This window comes from Aliihoeflea aestuarii, from assembly GCF_024105665.1.
GTDB classification, from domain to species: Bacteria; Pseudomonadota; Alphaproteobacteria; order Rhizobiales; family Rhizobiaceae; genus Aliihoeflea; species Aliihoeflea aestuarii.
In genome coordinates this window covers 94458-112318 of record NZ_JAAAMK010000011.1, presented here as the reverse complement: position 1 = coordinate 112318, position 17861 = coordinate 94458, and the positions used below count along the sequence as shown (strand labels likewise).

Sequence of the window (17861 nt, the reverse complement as noted above, 5' to 3'; positions counted from 1 at the left end):
CGGGAAGGGACCCGGCCAAGCCTCGGTCTCGCCAGCAGGCGGATCAGGATTCCGACGGTATCCTTCCCGCATTCACTCTACACCACCCCGAACACACAGGATTCCTGTGACCAGCACAGGAATGACGGCATTAAGGTCAATGCCAATCGTCAATCTGTGAGACTTGCAGCGATACCAACGCAACCGTCATTCCTGTGCTCGTCACAGGAATCCATGTCTCGACCTCAAACATTCAGGCTTGCCGTCAGCAGCGTCAGACCCAGCAGAAACACGAAGGCAGCGCCTGCGATTTCGATGCCGGTATGAACGCGATTTCCCGCGCGCCCGTCGCCGGCAAAGGCGACCGCCCAGTTCTTGGCGGTGACGGCCAGAATGGCGAGGATCGACACGGTAATCGCGGTGCCGATCGACATGGCCAAGACCGACAGGAAGCCACCCGCCCAAAGCCCGTTCAAAAAGGCGAAGGACAGCACGACGAGCGCGCCGGTGCAGGGCCGAAGCCCCACTGCGATGATCGCAGCCCAGGCGGTTCTCCAGTCGAAGCGGTCGCCGGAAAGCATCGCGGGATCGGGCGCATGGGCGTGGCCGCATGAGGAGCAGACCGCGCCGTGGTCATGAGAATGGTCGTGCTCGTGATGATGGCTGTGGCTGTGGCTGTGATGATGATCGTGCGCCGCCGCCGCCGAGAGGGCATGGGCAGGACGCCGGCCAAAAAGGGCCGCAACTGCGGGGCCGGCCTTTTTCCATAAGAGCCATGCGCCGAAGGCGGTGACGAGCGCGAAGCTGGCGATTTCGAGGAAGCGCGTGGCATCGGTCATCGAGACGGCCGTTCCGCGCAGAAGGAAGAAGGCCGCACTCATGATGGCGATCGCGGTCACGCCCTGCAGCAGGGCCGACACGAAGGACAGCATGATTCCGCGGCGCAGCGCGACCTCGTTGGCGAGCATGTAGGACGAGATCACTGCCTTGCCGTGGCCCGGCCCGGCCGCATGGAAGACGCCATAGGCGAAGGAGAGCGCGACGAGCATCCACGTTCCGCCGCCGCCATCGCGCATGGAACGCAATGCGCCCGTCAGCGAGCGGTAGAAGGTCTGCTGCTGCGCGTTGATCCAGTTGAGCGTTCCGGCGAACATGCCCGTCGAGGGTGCCGCGACTTCCGCCGATCCGATGCCCAGCGAGCTTTGCGCGTGCGCATGGCCCATGAAATGGGTCGCGACATATACGATTGCGACGGTCGCGAAGAAAACGCGCATGGTCCGCTTCGAAATCCGCATCATCCTTCGGCTCCGCAGGTCAGCTCGAGGCGTGTGGCGAAGAGCTTGGACATGTCCACGCCGCCCGGGTCGTTGAAAAAGGCATCGGTCAGCGATTGCTGGTTCATGGCAAGCGCCTCGTCGGGGTCGGGGCGCACCACCTTTTTGGCGCACGCTTCCGGCATGGCAACAACCACCAGATTGTCGTCGTCGTAGAAGTCGATGGCAGTATAAAACGTCGGGTCGTAGACGCCGAAATGAAGATCGCCGTCGAGCGCCAGCACCTCCGCCGGCCGGGATTCGAACACGATCATCAATTGCTGGTTTTCGAACATTGCGACGATGCTCTCGGGCGCGTTCATCGCGATGTCCTTGCCGTCCGCCGTGACGAACTGGAAATAACCGAACTCGGCGAGCGATTCGTGGATTACCGAACCGACCATTTCCAGCTCTTCGTGGTCGAGTTTCAGGTCGCGGTTCTGATCGAACTCGAACAGGACGGTCGAGGAAAACAGATCGTCGAAGCGCCAGACGTGGCGCAGCGCCTCGACGTTTCCATCCTTGACGGCCACTTCGAGACGCGCCTCGGCGAAGACATGCGGATGGGCATCAGCGTGCGAGGTCGCGGCCGCCAGCAGGCCGCCACCAAGCAGGAAAGATCTGAACCGGATCGCCATCGTGCCCCGCAATGATTTGCTCGCAAGGAGTCTAGCAGAAACGCGGCGAGATTGGGGAGGCGCGGTGACGCAGATTTCAGCCGGCGCGTTCATGCTCCTTGAACCAGCGTGCCAGAAAGTCGACGAACACGCGGATTTTCGCCGGCAGGTAACGCCGGTGCGGATAGACCGCGAAGATGCCGCCGCCCTGCGGCGCAAATTCGTCGAGAACCGCGACCAGTTCGCCGCTCTCCAAGGCGGACGCGGCAATGAAATCGGGCAGTATGGCGAAACCCAGTCCGACGCAGGCCGCTGCGCGTGTCGTCAGCGGACTGTTCGCCTCGATCGGTCCGGACACCGGAACGCTTACGATCTCGCCGCTTTCGCGCTGGAACTGCCAGTTGGAAAGCCAGCGGCCGTTGGTGTCGATGATGCAAGGCATCTTCGAAAGATCCTGCGGCTTTTTCGGGGTGCCGACGCGCGCGATCAGCTCGGGCGATCCGCAGACCCTGACGCGGAACGGCGCGAGGCGTCGTGCGATCATCGAGGAATCGGCCAGTCGCGTGATGCGGATCGCAAGGTCGAACCCCTCCTCGACAAGATCGACGAAGCGATCGTCGAGGTTGATTTCGAGCGTGATGTCCGGGTGTTCCTTGGCAAAATCCACCAGCGAGTGGCCGATTTGCGCATCCCCGAATGTGCGCGGCGCGGTCAGCTTGATGCGGCCCTTCACATCGCTTGCGGATTCGCGAACCGTCTCGGCGAGCGTATCGATCTCGCGCACGAGTTCGGTCGCGCGCTTGTAATAGGTGTGGCCGGTCTCGGTCAGCGAGAACTGCCGCGTCGTGCGGTTGAGAAGCAGCGCGCCGAGCTCGTCTTCCAGTTCGCGAACATATTTCGACAACAGCGCCTTGGAACGGCCGATCTTGCGCGCGGCGGCGGAAAAACCTTCCGCTTCGACCACATCGATAAAGGCGCGCATGCGGGTGAGGGTGTCCATTCACGCGTCTCCGAGAATGCGGGAGGCGAGCCTTACGAGGCTGCGGTCGCTGTTGCGCGGCCCGAGAAGCGAGATGCCGAACGGCGCGGCATGGACCGTGCCGAGCGGAACCGTGATCTGCGGCAGACCGGACAGGCCGGACAGGCACAGGAGACGCAAAGCGCGCTCGCGATATTGCTGCAACTCGTCGCCCGTCGAGCGGGCGAAGGGAGCTGCGCCCGGCATGGTCGGCAGGACGAGAACTCCGTCGTCGCCGAGCAGGTTTTCCATTTCGTCGCGGAACGCATTGCGCGTCTTCGTTTCATCGACGGCGACGCTGCATCCCATGTCGCGGCCGAACTCGAACCGGGCGCGAACCGCCGGGTCCATATTCGTTACGCTCGATACGAAATCGCCATGGACGGCCCATGCCTCATAGGCCTGGATTCGTCGGAAAATCCAGTAGAGGTCGTCGATGGACTGGCTGAACGGCCTGGCTTTCGTCGGCGCGCCGAGGACATTGGCGACCCGATCGGTCATGCGCGCATATTCGGCTGCCTCGTCGGGACCGAGGACGAGTTCGTCGAGTGCGGAGAGTGTGAGCGGGCGGAAAGACTTCTCAGCCGCGGAAGCTTCGCCAAAAAAGACATCCGCAACGTGTCCGTAAGCCGCCGCGTCCTTCGCGAACCAGCCGAACACGTCGAGGCTGGGCGCGAGCTTCATCGTGCCGGTCAGCGGTATGCGGCCGTGCGTTGCGCGAAGTCCGATCAGCCCGCAGAAGCTTGCCGGGCCACGGACCGAACCGCCCGTATCGGAGGCCGTTGCGATATCGCAAAGTCCGCCCGAGACGGCAGCCGCCGAGCCGGATGACGAGCCGCCGGTCACGCGGTCCGGCGCTTTCGGGTTCACCGGATGCTCGAAATGAACGTTCTGTCCCATCAGGGAAAATGCCAGTTCCTCCGTCTGCGTCTTGCCCACGAAACGCGCACCGGCGTCGAGAATTTTCTGGACGGACGGTGCAGTCTCTACGGCCGCGAACCTGGCCGTTGGATATTCGGGATTTCCGCAGCCGGTCGGGTATCCGGCGACATCGAAAATGTCCTTCACACCGAGTGTCTGCCCCGCGAGCGGGCCGGTTGGCGCGTTAGCAACGGGTGTTTCCAGGTAATCGAGAAATGCGTTCAGCTCGTCGCGCGTGGCAGGCATCGTTCATTCCCGTTTGACATTGGTCGCAACGTCGTTCAGCGGCAGCCGATTTTCAAGTGCGCTCGATTTTTTCGTTGATCGAATCTGCGAATATCCCTATATCGCGCTTGCCCAAAGTCGCACGTGCCTGTGGGTGTCCGCCGATCCCTCGTTTGGTGAGGGCTACGGTAAGGTACCTGGAACTAACCCCTCCAGTCGGTCTGACGGCCAACCGCCAGTCCGAGGACATCTTGAAGCAACGACGGTGCGGGCCTTTCTGGTGTTCTGCCGGTCGTCCAAAGACCGGGGTTACTGAAGAGGCACACCTTCCTTGCCGGCAGTGCGGAGGCATTCTCCAAAGCTGAGGCAGACAAAGCGAATTGACGCTTGAAAAGGCGTTGGTTCATCGCCGCGCAAGCGGGCCGCACGGTTCCGGTGTCTCCACCGGCTGGTTCCGTGTCGGCTGTCGCATGCGCCCTTTGTCCACCGCCCGTCCATGGCCGCGCGCCGAAGACGGGAGTTCAGCAGGCGGCCCCGGCCGTCAGGGAGCAGACCCATGGCAACGCAGCGCGTTCTCGATTTCCTCGCCACCCGCCGTCCGGCAGGCCCGTGCCTCGTCGTCGACCTCGATGTCGTCGCAGACAATTTCAACGCCTTTGAAAAGGCGCTGCCGAACTCGAAGATTTATTATGCCGTGAAGGCCAATCCGGCGCCGGAAATCCTGCGCCTGCTGGCCGGTCTCGGCTCGTCCTTCGACACCGCTTCGGTCGCCGAGATCGAGATGGCGATGGATGCCGGCGCGACCGCCGACCGGATTTCCTTCGGCAACACGATCAAGAAGGAGCGCGACATCGCGCGCGCCCACGAACTCGGCATCGACCTCTTCGCCGTCGATTGCGTCGAGGAAGTCGAGAAGATCGCGCGCGCGGCTCCCGGCAGCCGCGTGTTCTGCCGTGTCCTGACCGACGGCGAGGGCGCCGAATGGCCGCTGTCGCGCAAGTTCGGCTGCGTGCCGGCGATGGCCGTCGACGTTCTGCGCCACGCGCATGCGCTCGGCCTTGCCGCCTATGGCGTCTCGTTTCATGTCGGCTCGCAGCAGACCGATCTTGCCGCCTGGGACAGGGCGCTGGGCGATGCCAAGGGCGTGTTCGCGACGCTTGCCGGCGAAGGCATCGTCCTGAAGATGGTGAATATGGGCGGCGGTTTCCCGACCCGTTACCTCAAGGACGTGCCGACCGCGCAGGCATATGGCCAGGCGATCTTCCAGGCGCTGTCGAAGCATTTCGGCAATCGCATGCCAGAGACGATCATCGAGCCGGGCCGCGGCATGGTCGGCAATGCCGGCACTATCAAGTCGGAAGTCGTGCTGATCTCGAAGAAGTCGGCCAACGACAATGTGCGCTGGGTCTATCTCGACATCGGCAAGTTCGGCGGTCTCGCCGAGACGATGGACGAGGCGATCCGCTACCCGATCGTGACCGCGCGCGACGATGACGAGAAGGCGCCGTGCGTGCTGGCAGGCCCGACCTGCGATTCGGCTGACGTGATGTACGAGAAGACGCCCTATCCGCTGCCGCTGTCGCTCACCATCGGCGACGACGTGCTGATCGAGGGGACAGGCGCCTACACGACCACCTACGCCTCGGTCGCCTTCAACGGCTTCGAGCCGCTCCGATCGTATGTGATCTGACGCTCGAAAGAGTGCTCGGATCAATCTGTTGGCGGGGAACCGCCGGCAGGCTCGCTTGTGGAACAGACCTCCGCTTGTGAAGGATCGTGGAGATGGAATTTCGGAACGTTAAAGTCAGTGCGAATTTGTGCGATTGGCTGATCTCCCCCCTTGCGTGGGAGATGGGTGGCGACCCAGAGGGAGGCGCTGTCCCGGTGCGTGCGCAGATTGATCGCGCTTTCGAAAATGAAGGGTGCCGCTCGACGTTGCCCCCCTCTGCCCTGCCGGGCAGCTTCCCCGCAAGGGGGGAAATTAGTCAAGTCGAAATTGGTGCCGAAACGGCTGGTGACATCACGCCGCGCGATGCGTTGCTCGATCGTGCGATGGGATCGCGCTGGAAGGCGAAGTCGTCGGAAAAGCTGCGGCGCGGGCGCATGCCCGCGGCCGGTCTGGCGTTCGTTGCGAAGGATGAAGACGGAGCCGTGATCGGCACCGTGCGGCTCTGGAATGTTGCGGCAGGCGGTCGTCCTGCATTGCTGCTCGGCCCGCTCGCCGTCGACTCGGATGTGAAATCCGCCGGGATCGGCTCGGCCCTGATGCGCCATGCGATCACCGAAGCAAGGCGGCTTGGCCATGGCGCGATCATCCTTGTCGGCGATCCGGCCTATTACATCCGCTTCGGCTTTTCGGCAGACAAGACAGACGCGCTTGCGATGCCCGGCCCCTACGAGCGGCACCGTTTGCTCGCGCTCGAACTTCAGCCCGCTGCGCTCGACGGGGCGGCTGGCACGCTCGTCGCGACCGGCCGCAAGGTTGTCCGCTCGGCAAATCGGATCGCCGCCTGACGGTCTTCGGATCGCGAACTCTCAATTAAGAAAAGGCGGCCTCACGGCCGCCTTTTTGCGTCTTGGGAGGGACGCTTCATCCAGCCTTGCCGGATCAGATGAGTTGCGAAAGCTGCATGGCGACCGACATGTCGCCCTCGACCTTGATCTTGCCCGTCATGAAGGCAGCGGTCGGGTTCAATTCGCCTGCGATAAGCTGCTCGAAATTCTCCTTCGAGATCTTGATCGTGCAGTCGGCCGGAGCGTCGGTGGTCGTGACGGTCTTGCCGTCGATGACGATGAATTCGTCGCCCATGTCGAATTTCACCGAACTGCTGAAGTCCGCATCGGCAACTTTTTCCTGCATCTTGGCAGCAACGGCATTGATGTCCACGTCAAAACTCCTCTCGATACGGGGCCGGATCGTGACCGGCGTCGACAGGATTCGTAGCAGTCGATTGACGTTTACGTCAACGACAATCGCGCCGCGACAAGTGGGCTTGCGACAATTCGGCGTTATCGTTATCTATCATAACAATCTGCGCGATCGATCGCGCTGGGTGGATCGCAGGGAGGAGCCCGATGCCGATTCTTTCGATGCCGGGCATGCGCCCGGTGAACATGGGCGAACTCGCTGCCGATATCATGCGCGAAAGTGATGTCATTCGCGTCAAAGCAAGGGCGCCGCTGGATTCTTATCCGCGCTCGCTGATCGACCGGCTGCGGTACTGGTCCGAAATCGCGCCCGACCGCGTGTTTCTGGCAGATCGGGGACAAGACGGCGAATGGCGCAGGCTCACTTATGCCGATGCGCTGGACAAGGCCCGGTCGATCGGCGAAGCGCTGCTCGCGCGGAATTTAAGTGTCGAACGGCCCGTCGTCATTCTTTCTGGAAACTCGATCGAGCATGGCTTGATGGCGCTCGGCGCGATGATGGCCGGCATCGCCTATGCGCCCGTGTCGCCCGCCTATTCGCTCGTCTCCAGCGATTTCGCCAAGCTGAAGCACATCTTTTCGTTGCTGACGCCGGGTCTCGTTCTCACCGCCTATGGTGCGCCGTTTGCCGATGCGCTCGACGCGGTGCTGACGGATGACATGGAACTGGTCGTTGGCCGGAACGCGCCGGCCGGCCGAAAGACGACACCGTTCGATGATTTGCTCGCCGTCGAGCCCGATCGTGCGGTCGATGCAGCCGAAAAGACGCTGTCGGGCGATACGGTGGCCAAGTTTCTCTTTACCTCCGGTTCAACCGGCATGCCGAAGGCGGTCATCAACACGCATCGCATGATGGCCTGCAATCAGGTTATGATCGCCACCGCGCTCGCGTTCCTGAAGGACAAGCCGCCGGTGATGGTGGATTGGCTGCCGTGGAACCACACGGCCGGCGGCAACCATAATTTCGGCATCGCTCTTCACAATGGCGGTACGCTTTACATTGACGACGGCAACCCGACGCCGGCGGGGATCGAGCGCACCGTGCGCAACCTCGAGGAGGTCGCGCCGACGCTCTATTTCAACGTGCCCAAGGGTTTCGAAATGCTGGCGGATCACCTCGCACGCAATGAAAAATTGCGCCGGACCTTCTTTTCCAAAGTTGAGCTTTTGCAATATGCGGGGGCGGGGCTGGCCCAGCATGTTTGGGATGCGCTCGAACGGCTCGCCATTGAGACGGTCGGCGAAAAGATCATGATCGTTACCGGCTACGGTTCGACGGAGACGGCACCGTTCGCATCGACCACGACATGGCCTGTCACGCGGCCCGGGGAGGTGGGGCTTCCCGCTCCCGGTCTCGAACTCAAGCTCGTTCCGAATGCGGAGAAGTTGGAACTGCGGCTTAAAGGGCCGAGCATCACGCCGGGCTACTGGCGTCAGCCGGACAAGACCGCCGAATGCTTCGACGAGGACGGCTTCTATCGCATTGGCGATGCCTTGAAATTCGTGGACCCCGACGATGTCGACAAGGGGTTCCTGTTCGACGGGCGCGTATCAGAAGACTTCAAGCTTTCGACGGGGACGTGGGTCAACATGGCGGGCGTTCGCGGCTCTGTCATATCTGCCTGCGCGCCTCTCGTGCGCGACGTGGTGCTGACGGGGCTGGACCGCAACCATATCGGCGCGCTGCTCGTCCTCGATTTCGATGCCGCGCGGAAAGCCGATCCTGACCTTGCGAAGGCCAACGAGGAAACCATCGCGCGTCACCCTTGCGTGCGCGTCGAAATCCAGAAGTGTCTCGATATGCTGGCGGCGAAATCGACCGGCAGTTCCAATCTCGTGGCGCGCGCGATCATTCTCGACGCGCCGCCTTCGATCGACCGGCACGAGGTCACCGACAAGGGATCGATCAACCAACGTGCGGTGATGGCCGCGCGAGCCGATCAGGTCGACCACCTTTACGCCGAGCCATCGCCCACTCACGTTATCGTCGCCGACGGAAAGGCCGCTCTATGACCCAGCATCGCGGATTGCGCTATTCGTTCGAGGATGCGTGGCTTTACGACGGGATTCGCACGCCGTTCGTCGATTACACCGGCGCATTCGCGGAGATTTCGCCCATCGATCTGGGAATCAAGGCGGCGCGGGCGGTGATCGAGAAGGTGGGCATCGCCCCGGACGAGATCGATGCGACCATTGCAGGCTCGATGGCGCAGGCATCCTTCGACGCCTATATGACGCCGCGTCATATCGGGCTTTATGCCGGCATCCCCTATGACCGGCCGGCCCATCTCGTCCAGCGCATCTGCGGCACCGGTATCGAGGTGATCCTGCAGGCCGCCGATCTGGTGACGCAGGATCGTGCGGGCGTTGTTTTGTGTGCAGGCGCTGAATCGATGAGCCGCAACCCCGTCGCGGCCTACACCCATCGCAACGGCTTCAAAATGGGGCAGGTCGCGTTCAAGGACTTTCTTTGGGAAGCGCTGCTCGACCCGGCCTGCTCCTGCACGATGGGCGACACGGCCGAGAACCTTGCGAAGGATTACGGCATCACCCGCGAGGAGGTGGACCGTTTCGCCGAGCGCTCCTTCGCTCGCGCGGTCAAGGCGCAGGACGACGGGTTGCTCGGCGGCGAAATCGTGCAGGTGAGGAGCGAGACCTTCTCGATCGAAGGCTTCAACGACCGCTCGATCCGTTTGCCGCGAAAAGTCGAGGAGGTGTCCGTCGACAGCCATATCCGCCCGTCGCCCTATGGGGCGTTGGCGAAAATCCGGCCGGCCTTCGGCGGCGTGCAGACAGGCGGCAATTCCTCCGCCGTGGTCGATGGTGCTGCGGCTGCGCTGGTCGGTTCGAAACAGAAGGCGGCGGCGAGCGGTATCAACCCGCTGGCGCGTATCATCGCTGGAGCTTCCGTCGGCGTGCCGCCGCATATCATGGGCATCGGCCCTGTGCCTGCCATCCGCGCGGTTCTGGAAGAAACCGGTTTGCGCCTCGATGAGATCGACCGGATCGAGATCAACGAGGCCTTCGGCGCTCAGATCATGGCATGTATCCGCGAACTCGGCCTCGACGAGGCGAAGACAAACGTCAATGGCGGCGCGATCGCGATCGGCCATCCGCTGGCCGCGACCGGCATCCGCATCACGACGACGGTCGCGCGTGAGTTGCAGCGTTCGGGCGGGCGCTACGGAATCGCATCGGCATGTATCGGCGGCGGGCAGGGGATTGCGGTTCTGGTGGAGAATTTAAGCGCGACATGAAGGGGGCGGGAGGCGCGCTGCCTTGATGGGTAAGGCATGGATTCCTGTGACAAGCACAGGAATGACGGTAGTTCTGATAGCTTGTGCGATAGAAGGGGCTGGTCGGCGGTTAGAGCATTACCTAGCGGCCGTCATTCCTGTGCTTGTCACAGGAATCCATGCCTCGACGTTCCGACCTAGCGAAGGATTGAAAACAAGGAAGACCAATGCTGACCAACACGCGCAACGTCGAAATCGAATGGGGCGATTGCGATGCGGCCGGCATCGTTTTCTACCCGCGTTATTTCGCCATGTTCGACGCTTCGACCGCCTATCTGTTCGAAAAGGCGCTCGGATGCAAGAAAATCGCCTGGACGAAGAAATACGGGATCGTCGGCATTCCGATGGTCGACACCGGCGCGAAATTCTCGATCCCGTCGCGCTATGGCGACGTCATCACCATCGAAAGTCGGGCGATCGATATCCGCCGTTCGAGCTTCGATATCGAGCATCGTGTCCTGAAAGACGGCAAGCTGGCCATCGAGGGCCGCGAGACGCGGGTCTGGACGGGGCGCGACCCGGACGACGCATCCCGGATCAAGGCGGTAGCGATTCCCGACGAGGTCGTGGCGGCGCTATCGGGGCGCTGAATCCGGCGCGACGATCCTGTCGAGCAGTTGGATCAAGCGGTCACGTTCTTCTGCGCCACCAAGCTTGTCGACGAGACGCTTTTCGTGCTCGTTCCAGACCTCCATCATCTTGCGCACGAACTTGACCCCGTCGGGTGTCAGGTGCAGAGAATGGGAGCGCTTGTCGGTATCGGCCTTGCGGCGTTCGGCAAGGCCACGCGCCTCGAGCCCGTCCATGAGCGCCACGAAGTTGGCCCGCTTGATGCCCAGTTCCTCGGCGATCTCGGTCTGCTTGAGGCCGGGGCGGCGGGCCATGACGGATAGAACGGAAAATTCGGCCGGACGCAGCTTCATGCGCGCGAAGCTGTCGATGAAATCCTGGAAGACATAGAGCTGCGCACGCCGCAGCCGGTAGCCGACGATGGCCTCCAGAGCGGGAATCGCGGTGACGTCGGCTGCCGACAGCGCGTCGTGACGCGGTCGGCCCCGTTTCGCCGCAATACCGGATGATGCCGTGTCGGCTGTGCTCATACGATCCTCATAACGCAAAAATCCTAACATAAAGCCCAACGCCGTTGCCGGTGGTCAGCTTGAATGCCGATCAATTGTTATGGTACAAAACAATCCAGCTAAGTGAAAGATGCCAGGCATATGACGGCGCAAGAGGAAATCGGCATGAACGCGATGACGGGCACATCACAGGCGTCGGCTGACCAGGTCCTGCGCGTCACGTTCGAGGGCGCGATTGCGCGCCTTGCCTTCAACCGTCCCGCCAAGCGAAACGCGATCAACGACGCGACGCTGAACGCGCTGGATGCTTTCTTTTCGGACATTCCCAAGGACGTGCGCGCCATCGTTCTATCAGGCGAAGGCGGGCATTTTTCCGCTGGGCTCGACCTTTCCGAACAGAGCGAACGCGAGGCGCACGAGGTGCTGCGCCATTCTCGCGGCTGGCATGCGATCATGGACAAGATCCAGCTTTCCGGCGTGCCCGTCGTCTCCGTCCTGACCGGCGCGGTGATGGGCGGCGGACTGGAGATCGCCGCTGCGACGCATGTTCGCGTGACCGAGCCTTCCGTGAAATTCCAGTTGCCGGAAGGCAAGCGCGGCATTTTCGTGGGCGGTGGCGCAACGGTGCGTGTGGGACGCATCATCGGACCGGACCGCATGACGGAGATGATGCTGACGGGCCGCGTCTACGGCGCCGAGGAGGCGGAGCGGCTGGGTCTTGCCCATTATGTCGTCGGCGAGGGGGAGGGGATGGCCAAGGCGCTGGAACTGGCGCACGGCATCGCCGACAATTCCTCGCTGGTGAACTATCTCGTCATCCAGTCCATCGCGCATATCGGTGACATGTCGCGCGGTGACGGGCTTTACGCCGAGAGCCTCTCGGCGGCCCTGTCGCAGACCGGGCCCGACGCACGCGAGGGGCTGATGGCGTTTCTGGAAAAGCGTAAGCCGAACTTCAGGTAGCCGTAAGCGTCAGTGTTGGGCGGAAGCCGGGGCGCTTTCGACCGTTTCGGAACTGTCCCAGCCACGAAAGCTCGCACGGCGGATATCCGCCTTCGAGAGGAAATCGACCTGCTCGATAAGAACTTCGGTGATCAGGTTCTCGCCGATCTTTTCATTGACCGCATCGCGCAGGCCCGCGCGAAAGGCAGCGATGTCGAGTGTGTCGACACGCGAGAAATCGATCGAGGGATCGGCATAGAGCTTACCATAGACCGCGTCGGTGAGCATGGCGTCGGCGGGTACGACGAGTTGTTTCAAACGCTCGGTGGGCGCGGTGAAAACGAGCCGCGCAAGGAAGTAGCCATTGACCTCGCCGCCCTTCATCTGCGGGACGGAAACGACGTTCAGGCGAACGTAGTCGAGCCCGCCGAAAGCCGTCGGTTCGCTTGCCGGCGCAGCGGCCTCGACGGTGCTTGCCTGCTGGAAGGCATAGAAGACCGAACCTGCCGTCGCTGCGGCGATCCAGATTGCTGCTGCGGCAAGCTTCAACATGTCAGCGCTTCGAATCCGCGAACTCGGCCTGGCTGTAGGTCCCGTCGGCTTCTGCGTTCTGCAAGGCCGCCTGAACCAGTGTCGCGATCTCCTTGACCGCGTCGAGATGAGCGGTGATCGCGCCCTGGTTGATCGCGAGCTTGTCGCGCAGACGTTCGATCTCTGGGCGGTATGCGGCGACAAGCGCCTCGTCATCCTGCCCGCGCAAGGCGCGCGTCAAATCGTAGAGATGACGGCTCTTACGCGCATTCGACGCTGCGATATCGAACTGCATGTCGGTGCGGATCGCATTCGTCTCGGTATCGAGGGCCTCCTCTATACGGGAGAGCAGGATACCGAGATCGGCAGCTTTGCCGCCGGATCGTGAAACGGGTTTGGGAGAAATGAATGGCGTGGGCGAGAGCATGTTCATGTGGCGCAATCCTGCGTCTACGGGAAATGTCAGAAGTCGGAACGGTTCGATGCGGCCGCGTCGATGGTCGGCTGAAGTGCCATGCGCCGCGCTTCATGAAGGACGCTTTCGACAGCCAGCCCGTCGGTCTGGGCGTTCGGCAGGGAAGCATCTTCCATACGGCCGTAGTGGCCGGCGAGAATGCGGTCCGCGACGCCGATACCGCCGCGTTCGGCCATCACGCCCGCAATCTGCTCGGCCATCATCGAGCGCCACATATCGCCGGCCAGACCCTCGCCGTAAACCGCCTCGCTTTCGGTCGGCAACATCGACTGGAGGAAGCTTTGCAGCATCATCGCCTCGAATTTGCGGAATGCCGAAGGGGTGGCGTCCGCATCGTGCGCAGCGGGCGCCGATTGCGCCTTCGTCGATGCGGCGAATGCGGGCGCTGCCGCGTCGGGGGTCGATGACACGCGCTGTTCACGCGCGGCCGCTATCGCGGCGGCATCCGTCGGGCGCACGACGTTCAATACGACATCTGCGGGCAAGGTGAGACCCAAGGTGATCCTCCATGTTCTCGTCGACTATCGGCGAACAAGCTTGTGGCAGCCTTACTTCGCTGCCCGCCGCGATACGGCCTCCATCTGGTCCCGTTCTTCGGCGGCCCGCGCGTCGGCGCGTTTCGAGACGTTCAGTTCCCGGCCGACCGCGTCGGCGCGTGCGGACGCCTTGGCGACGCGCCCCGCCTCGACATGGGCGTTCGCCAGATGCTGCTGCCTCGCTGCAGAGGCCGACGCGACGCGCGCATGATAGAGTTCGGGAAAGATGCTCGAGAGCGAGCCTTCGGCATTGAAGGCCGCGACGATGTCTTCGGCTTCCGCCTGCGCCATTCGCGCATTGGAAGCGTGCGTCGCCTGCCGCGTCTCGTGCAGTTTCTTGAGCTTTTCCTGAAGGGTGAGAACCTTGGTCAGGCGATCCGTGCGGCGTGACATGGGCCTATCTCGCGATGGTGGTGGGAAGGAAGCCGTCGACCGCCAGCGACAGGAACGGCCCGATCGCGAAGTAGGCGAGGATCAGACCGCCCGCGATCACGAAGGGAAGCGAAACGAAGTAGATCGGAATCTGCGGCGTCAGCTTGTTGATCAGGCCGGTCGCCAGATTGACCAGGATCGCATAGGCGATGAAGGGCGAGCCGAGCCGCAGCATGATCAGAAACGCCTCCGACAACGTGTCGGAGACGTCGGCAAGGGCAGATGCGGGGTTGTAGAGCGTGTCGACGGGCGCCACCGTGTAGGAGCCGACCAGCGCCCGGATGATCTCGTGATGGAAGTTGAACACGAACAGGAGCAGCAGCACAGACAGCGAGATGATCGCCGCGAGCGCGCTTTGCGGATCGGGCTCCTCGATCGCGGTGCCGCCCATTGCATTGAACCCCGACATCATCGCCATGGCCGAGCCGATGAACTGGGCTGCCAGGAGATAGAGCCGGGCCACGGTGCCGATGAGCGCGCCGATCAGGACTTCGGAAACGACCAGCAGCAGGAGTGCATCCGGCCGCGAGGACACGAACGGCACGAGGAAGTCCCACAGATGCGCCAGAAGCGCGAAGGTGACCGCCACGGCGACGAACAGCCTGATCTGGACGGGAACGCGTATCGAGCCCAGGCCCGGCATGATCATGAAGCACGCGCCGATCCGGCAGAACGCCAGAAAGGCGGCGATCGCGATTGCGTCGAGAGAGGCCGGAAGGTCCATCAGGAAATCGAGCCGAGCACCTTGATCTCGACGCCGCGCGCGATCTCGACATGGGACAGAACCGGCAGCGTGGAGAACAGGCGCTCGATGATCATGCGGACATAGGGCCGCGCTTCGGGAGAGGCGACGACGACGAAACGTTCTCCTTTTTCCAGAAGTTCGCGAATCGCCTTCGACGCCTGCTCACCGAATTCCTCGAGCTGGCGCGGATCGATGTCGAATTCGCGCACCTCGCCCTTGGCGTCGCGCTTGAGGCTCTGGTGGAAGGCGAGGTCCCAGCGATTGCCGAGCCGCAGTACCTTGAGGAAACCACCTTCCGCAAGATCGCCGCAAATCTGCTGGGCCATGCGGATGCGCACATGCTCGACGATCTGCTCGGTGCGGCGCACATGCGGCGCGATCTCGGCGATCGCTTCGATGATCAGATGCAGGTTGCGGATGGAAATGCGCTCGGCGAGCAGCAGCTTCAAGACTGCCTGGAGGCCGGGATAGGTGATGTGCGTCGTGCAGATTTCCTCTGCGAGCTTCTTGTATTCGGGGTCCTGCCGTTCGAGCAGCGATTTCATGTCCTTGTAGGACAGAAGCTGGGGCAGATTGTTGCGGATCACTTCCGACAGATGCGTCAGAAGAACGGACATATTGTCGACGCCCGTCAGCTTCTCGCGTTTCACGTCCTCAGCGAACATTTCAGGCACGGAATAGGCTTTCATGCCGAAAGCGGGTTCGCGAACCTCCTCGCCGGGGAAGGTGGGCGTCTTGCCGTTGCCGACAAGCACCATCAGTTCGCCGACGCGCATCTCGTATTCGGCGACGACGGTGCCGTGAATCTTGATGCGGTAGCTTTTCGGCGGGATCGAGAAATCGTCCGTCAGCTTCACCTCGGGCACGACGAATCCGTACTGCGTGGCGAATTTCTTGCGCATCTTGCCCATGCGGAAGGCGAGCTCCTGATGCGATGTCAGGAGCTTGGCCGAAAGCTGCTTGCCGATCAGAAGCTCGATCTCGGCGGTACGCAGCGACGACTTGACGGATTGCCGCTCCTCTTCCTCTTTGTCGGCCTGCTTCGCCTTCTCGGCGGCGTCGACCTCGTCCTTGTCGCGCTGGCGCTGACGCGGAATGACGTAGGCCATCGTTGCCATGATGCCGCCGAGGATGGCGAAAGGCATGAGCGGCAGCCCCGGCATGAGGCCGAGCGTGAACAGGAGTATCGCGGCGACGAAGAGGGCGCGCGGATAGGCGCCGAGCTGGCCGAACACCGCCTGGTTCGCCGAGCCGCGTGTGCCGCCCTTCGAGACGAGAAGGCCGGCCGCGAGCGAGACGATCAAAGCGGGGATCTGCGAGACGAGGCCATCGCCGACGCACAGCTTGACGAAGACGTCCGCCGCTTCGCCGATCTCCATCCCGTGGCGCGAGTAGCCGATGGCGATGCCGCCGACGATGGTGACCGCAAGGATGATGAGGCCGGCGATCGCATCGCCGCGCACGAATTTCGAAGCGCCGTCCATCGAGCCGAAGAAGGAGGATTCCTCTTCCAGTTCGCGCCTGCGCGCCTGCGCTTCCTTCTCGTTGATCAGGCCGGCGGACAAGTCGGCGTCGATCGACATCTGCTTGCCGGGGATGGCGTCGAGGGTGAACCGTGCGCCGACTTCCGCGATGCGGGTCGCGCCTTTGGTGATGACGATGAAGTTGACGATGATGAGGATCAGGAAGACGATCAGGCCGATGACGAAGTCGCCGCCCATCACGAGGTTCGAGAACCCGCCGATGACGTAGCCGGCCGCGTTGTTTCCCTCATTGCCGTGGCTCAGGATGACGCGTGTCGTCGCGATGTTGAGCGACAGGCGCAGCATAGTGACGATGAGCAGAACCGTCGGGAACGCCGAAAATTCGAGGGGACGCTGAATCCACAGCGCGACCATGAGGATCAGCACCGAGACCGCGATCGAGAACGCCAGCCCGATATCGATCAGGAAGACGGGAATCGGCAGAAAGAGGATCGTCAGGATGACGACGATGCCGAGCGCGAACCCGATATCGCGCCCGCTGTTGCGGACCTGAGCCGTTCCGGCCGTCTCGTTCATCGCCATATATTGGACTTCCCGTGCGCATGCGGCCGCGAAGGCGACCGGAATGCGAGGAAGCTAGACGATGAAGCTTGCGCGAAGGGGGAGCGGTGTCAGAAACCGCTCTCGATGCGCTGGAAGATGACGGTTGCGAAACTGGAAATCTGCGCACCGACGAAGGGGCCGGATATCGCGACGGTCAACAAGATGGCGACGATCTTCGGCACGAAGGTCAAGGTGATTTCCTGCACCTGCGTCAATGCCTGGACGAGCGCGATGCCGACGCCGACCGCCATGCCGACGATGACGGCTGGGCTGGATGCGACCAGCACGACCCAGATCGCGTACTGGACGATGTCGAGTGCGTCGGCTTCGTTCATCGGGGTGTCAGCGGATCGTGACGCCGGGCAGGATCGGTACTTGCGCGCCCGATTCAAGGATCGCGATGACGCCGTCGGAGTAGAGCTTGATTTCCTTGACGATGCCGCTTTCCTTGCCAGTGTGATCGACGACTTCACGACCGATCAAACCGCTCGCCTGCGACAGGGCCGAAGCCTGAAGAATATCGTCGAGCTTGGCATTCATCTGCACCTGCTGCTCGACCTGGCTGAAGGTCGCGAGCTGGGCGACATATTCGGTCGATTCCATCGGCGCGGTCGGGTCCTGGTTTCTCATCTGCGCGACGAGAAGCTTCAGGAACGACTGATAGTCGACCGTCGCCGCGTTACCGACATCGGTGCGTCCGGTATTGGCTGTGTTTGTGATGGCGGGGACGTTCATCG

General features: G+C 62.5%; 20 protein-coding genes. 6 read left to right on the top strand and 14 right to left on the bottom strand.

Annotation, left to right across the window (positions count from 1 at the left end; all coding sequences use genetic code 11):
• Positions 1 to 224: 224 nt before the first annotated feature.
• The 4 genes from GTW25_RS18050 to GTW25_RS18035 all read right to left on the bottom strand — a co-directional run bounded on the left by GTW25_RS18050 (position 225) and on the right by GTW25_RS18035 (position 4094).
• Positions 225 to 1277, bottom strand: coding sequence for a nickel/cobalt transporter (locus tag GTW25_RS18050; RefSeq protein WP_252913646.1), 1053 nt, complete (start codon positions 1275 to 1277; stop codon positions 225 to 227).
• A complete protein-coding gene (locus GTW25_RS18045; RefSeq protein ID WP_252913644.1) occupies positions 1274 to 1930 on the bottom strand; it encodes a DUF1007 family protein in 657 nt (218 codons plus the stop codon). The genes GTW25_RS18050 and GTW25_RS18045 overlap by 4 nt, the downstream gene beginning before the upstream one ends.
• Positions 1931 to 2006: 76 nt before the next feature.
• Entirely contained in the window at positions 2007 to 2909 is a 903-nt protein-coding gene (locus tag GTW25_RS18040; RefSeq protein ID WP_252913643.1) for a LysR family transcriptional regulator, read from the bottom strand.
• Positions 2910 to 4094, bottom strand: a complete 1185-nt coding sequence (locus GTW25_RS18035; protein ID WP_252913641.1) for an amidase — start codon at positions 4092 to 4094, stop codon at positions 2910 to 2912. It abuts the gene before it with no gap.
• Between the two features lie 535 nt (positions 4095 to 4629).
• Here GTW25_RS18035 and odc2 point away from each other — a divergent pair.
• A complete protein-coding gene (odc2, locus tag GTW25_RS18030) occupies positions 4630 to 5763 on the top strand; it encodes an ornithine/lysine decarboxylase (protein ID WP_252913640.1) in 1134 nt (377 codons plus the stop codon).
• A 260-nt stretch (positions 5764 to 6023) separates the two neighbouring features.
• Positions 6024 to 6587, top strand: a complete 564-nt coding sequence (locus GTW25_RS18025) for a GNAT family N-acetyltransferase (protein WP_290128115.1) — start codon at positions 6024 to 6026, stop codon at positions 6585 to 6587.
• 94 nt (positions 6588 to 6681) lie between these two features.
• Here GTW25_RS18025 and GTW25_RS18020 read toward each other — a convergent pair whose 3' ends face one another.
• Complete coding sequence (locus tag GTW25_RS18020; protein ID WP_290128114.1) at positions 6682 to 6933, bottom strand: SCP2 sterol-binding domain-containing protein; 252 nt, start codon at positions 6931 to 6933, stop codon at positions 6682 to 6684.
• Positions 6934 to 7148: 215 nt separating this feature from the next.
• On the opposite strand from GTW25_RS18020, the gene GTW25_RS18015 reads away from it, so the two are divergent.
• From GTW25_RS18015 to GTW25_RS18005, 3 genes are all read left to right on the top strand, one after another.
• The gene (locus tag GTW25_RS18015; protein WP_252913638.1) at positions 7149 to 9014 is read left to right on the top strand and encodes a feruloyl-CoA synthase; all 1866 of its coding nucleotides are present in this window, start codon (positions 7149 to 7151) and stop codon (positions 9012 to 9014) included.
• Entirely contained in the window at positions 9011 to 10258 is a 1248-nt protein-coding gene (locus tag GTW25_RS18010) for a thiolase family protein (RefSeq protein ID WP_252913637.1), read from the top strand. Before GTW25_RS18015 ends, GTW25_RS18010 begins: the two co-directional genes overlap by 4 nt.
• A gap of 206 nt (positions 10259 to 10464) precedes the next feature.
• Entirely contained in the window at positions 10465 to 10887 is a 423-nt protein-coding gene (locus tag GTW25_RS18005) for an acyl-CoA thioesterase (RefSeq protein WP_252913635.1), read from the top strand.
• On the opposite strand, the gene GTW25_RS18000 is transcribed toward GTW25_RS18005, so the two are convergent.
• Complete coding sequence (locus tag GTW25_RS18000) at positions 10873 to 11397, bottom strand: MarR family winged helix-turn-helix transcriptional regulator (RefSeq protein ID WP_252913633.1); 525 nt, start codon at positions 11395 to 11397, stop codon at positions 10873 to 10875. The genes GTW25_RS18005 and GTW25_RS18000 overlap by 15 nt on opposite strands.
• A gap of 144 nt (positions 11398 to 11541) precedes the next feature.
• Between GTW25_RS18000 and GTW25_RS17995 the strand changes: the two genes are divergently transcribed.
• Positions 11542 to 12339: a crotonase/enoyl-CoA hydratase family protein gene (locus tag GTW25_RS17995; protein ID WP_308206270.1), complete on the top strand. Its 798-nt coding sequence runs from the start codon at positions 11542 to 11544 to the stop codon at positions 12337 to 12339.
• Between the two features lie 9 nt (positions 12340 to 12348).
• Here the strand turns inward: GTW25_RS17995 and GTW25_RS17990 are convergent, their stop codons facing one another.
• The 8 genes from GTW25_RS17990 to flgD all read right to left on the bottom strand — a co-directional run bounded on the left by GTW25_RS17990 (position 12349) and on the right by flgD (position 17859).
• Positions 12349 to 12870, bottom strand: a complete 522-nt coding sequence (locus GTW25_RS17990; protein ID WP_252913632.1) for a hypothetical protein — start codon at positions 12868 to 12870, stop codon at positions 12349 to 12351.
• A gap of 1 nt (position 12871) precedes the next feature.
• Positions 12872 to 13282, bottom strand: coding sequence for a hypothetical protein (locus GTW25_RS17985; RefSeq protein ID WP_252913630.1), 411 nt, complete (start codon positions 13280 to 13282; stop codon positions 12872 to 12874).
• Between the two features lie 29 nt (positions 13283 to 13311).
• On the bottom strand, positions 13312 to 13821 hold the full coding sequence (locus GTW25_RS17980; protein ID WP_252913628.1) for a rod-binding protein: 510 nt from the start codon (positions 13819 to 13821) through the stop codon (positions 13312 to 13314).
• 51 nt (positions 13822 to 13872) lie between these two features.
• On the bottom strand, positions 13873 to 14253 hold the full coding sequence (locus tag GTW25_RS17975) for a hypothetical protein (RefSeq protein WP_252913626.1): 381 nt from the start codon (positions 14251 to 14253) through the stop codon (positions 13873 to 13875).
• A gap of 4 nt (positions 14254 to 14257) precedes the next feature.
• Positions 14258 to 15016 carry a flagellar biosynthetic protein FliR gene (gene fliR / locus GTW25_RS17970; protein WP_252913624.1) on the bottom strand — a complete coding sequence of 253 codons (759 nt, stop codon included), beginning with the start codon at positions 15014 to 15016 and terminating at the stop codon, positions 14258 to 14260.
• Positions 15016 to 17103 (bottom strand): flagellar biosynthesis protein FlhA, encoded by a 2088-nt coding sequence (flhA, locus tag GTW25_RS17965; protein WP_252913623.1) that lies wholly within the window; start codon positions 17101 to 17103, stop codon positions 15016 to 15018. The genes fliR and flhA overlap by 1 nt, the downstream gene beginning before the upstream one ends.
• A gap of 89 nt (positions 17104 to 17192) precedes the next feature.
• Positions 17193 to 17459, bottom strand: a complete 267-nt coding sequence (gene fliQ / locus GTW25_RS17960) for a flagellar biosynthesis protein FliQ (protein ID WP_252913621.1) — start codon at positions 17457 to 17459, stop codon at positions 17193 to 17195.
• A 7-nt stretch (positions 17460 to 17466) separates the two neighbouring features.
• Positions 17467 to 17859, bottom strand: coding sequence for a flagellar hook assembly protein FlgD (flgD, locus tag GTW25_RS17955; protein WP_252913620.1), 393 nt, complete (start codon positions 17857 to 17859; stop codon positions 17467 to 17469).
• Positions 17860 to 17861: the final 2 nt, after the last annotated feature.

Bases quoted from the DNA above. Each gene is read 5' to 3' on its own strand.
- GTW25_RS17975 (WP_252913626.1), bottom strand. From the start codon at position 14,253: ATGTCACGCCGCACGGATCGCCTGACCAAGGTTCTCACCCTTCAGGAA.
- GTW25_RS18040 (WP_252913643.1), bottom strand. From the start codon at position 2,909: ATGGACACCCTCACCCGCATGCGCGCCTTTATCGATGTGGTCGAAGCG.
- GTW25_RS18050 (WP_252913646.1), bottom strand. From the start codon at position 1,277: ATGATGCGGATTTCGAAGCGGACCATGCGCGTTTTCTTCGCGACCGTC.
- GTW25_RS18035 (WP_252913641.1), bottom strand. From the start codon at position 4,094: ATGCCTGCCACGCGCGACGAGCTGAACGCATTTCTCGATTACCTGGAA.
- GTW25_RS18020 (WP_290128114.1), bottom strand. From the start codon at position 6,933: ATGCAGGAAAAAGTTGCCGATGCGGACTTCAGCAGTTCGGTGAAATTC.
- GTW25_RS17990 (WP_252913632.1), bottom strand. From the start codon at position 12,870: ATGTTGAAGCTTGCCGCAGCAGCAATCTGGATCGCCGCAGCGACGGCA.
- GTW25_RS17985 (WP_252913630.1), bottom strand. From the start codon at position 13,282: ATGAACATGCTCTCGCCCACGCCATTCATTTCTCCCAAACCCGTTTCA.
- odc2 (WP_252913640.1), top strand. From the start codon at position 4,630: ATGGCAACGCAGCGCGTTCTCGATTTCCTCGCCACCCGCCGTCCGGCA.
- GTW25_RS18010 (WP_252913637.1), top strand. From the start codon at position 9,011: ATGACCCAGCATCGCGGATTGCGCTATTCGTTCGAGGATGCGTGGCTT.
- GTW25_RS18005 (WP_252913635.1), top strand. From the start codon at position 10,465: ATGCTGACCAACACGCGCAACGTCGAAATCGAATGGGGCGATTGCGAT.
- GTW25_RS18045 (WP_252913644.1), bottom strand. From the start codon at position 1,930: ATGGCGATCCGGTTCAGATCTTTCCTGCTTGGTGGCGGCCTGCTGGCG.
- GTW25_RS18015 (WP_252913638.1), top strand. From the start codon at position 7,149: ATGCCGATTCTTTCGATGCCGGGCATGCGCCCGGTGAACATGGGCGAA.
- flgD (WP_252913620.1), bottom strand. From the start codon at position 17,859: ATGAACGTCCCCGCCATCACAAACACAGCCAATACCGGACGCACCGAT.
- fliQ (WP_252913621.1), bottom strand. From the start codon at position 17,459: ATGAACGAAGCCGACGCACTCGACATCGTCCAGTACGCGATCTGGGTC.
- GTW25_RS17995 (WP_308206270.1), top strand. From the start codon at position 11,542: ATGAACGCGATGACGGGCACATCACAGGCGTCGGCTGACCAGGTCCTG.
- flhA (WP_252913623.1), bottom strand. From the start codon at position 17,103: ATGGCGATGAACGAGACGGCCGGAACGGCTCAGGTCCGCAACAGCGGG.
- GTW25_RS18000 (WP_252913633.1), bottom strand. From the start codon at position 11,397: ATGAGCACAGCCGACACGGCATCATCCGGTATTGCGGCGAAACGGGGC.
- fliR (WP_252913624.1), bottom strand. From the start codon at position 15,016: ATGGACCTTCCGGCCTCTCTCGACGCAATCGCGATCGCCGCCTTTCTG.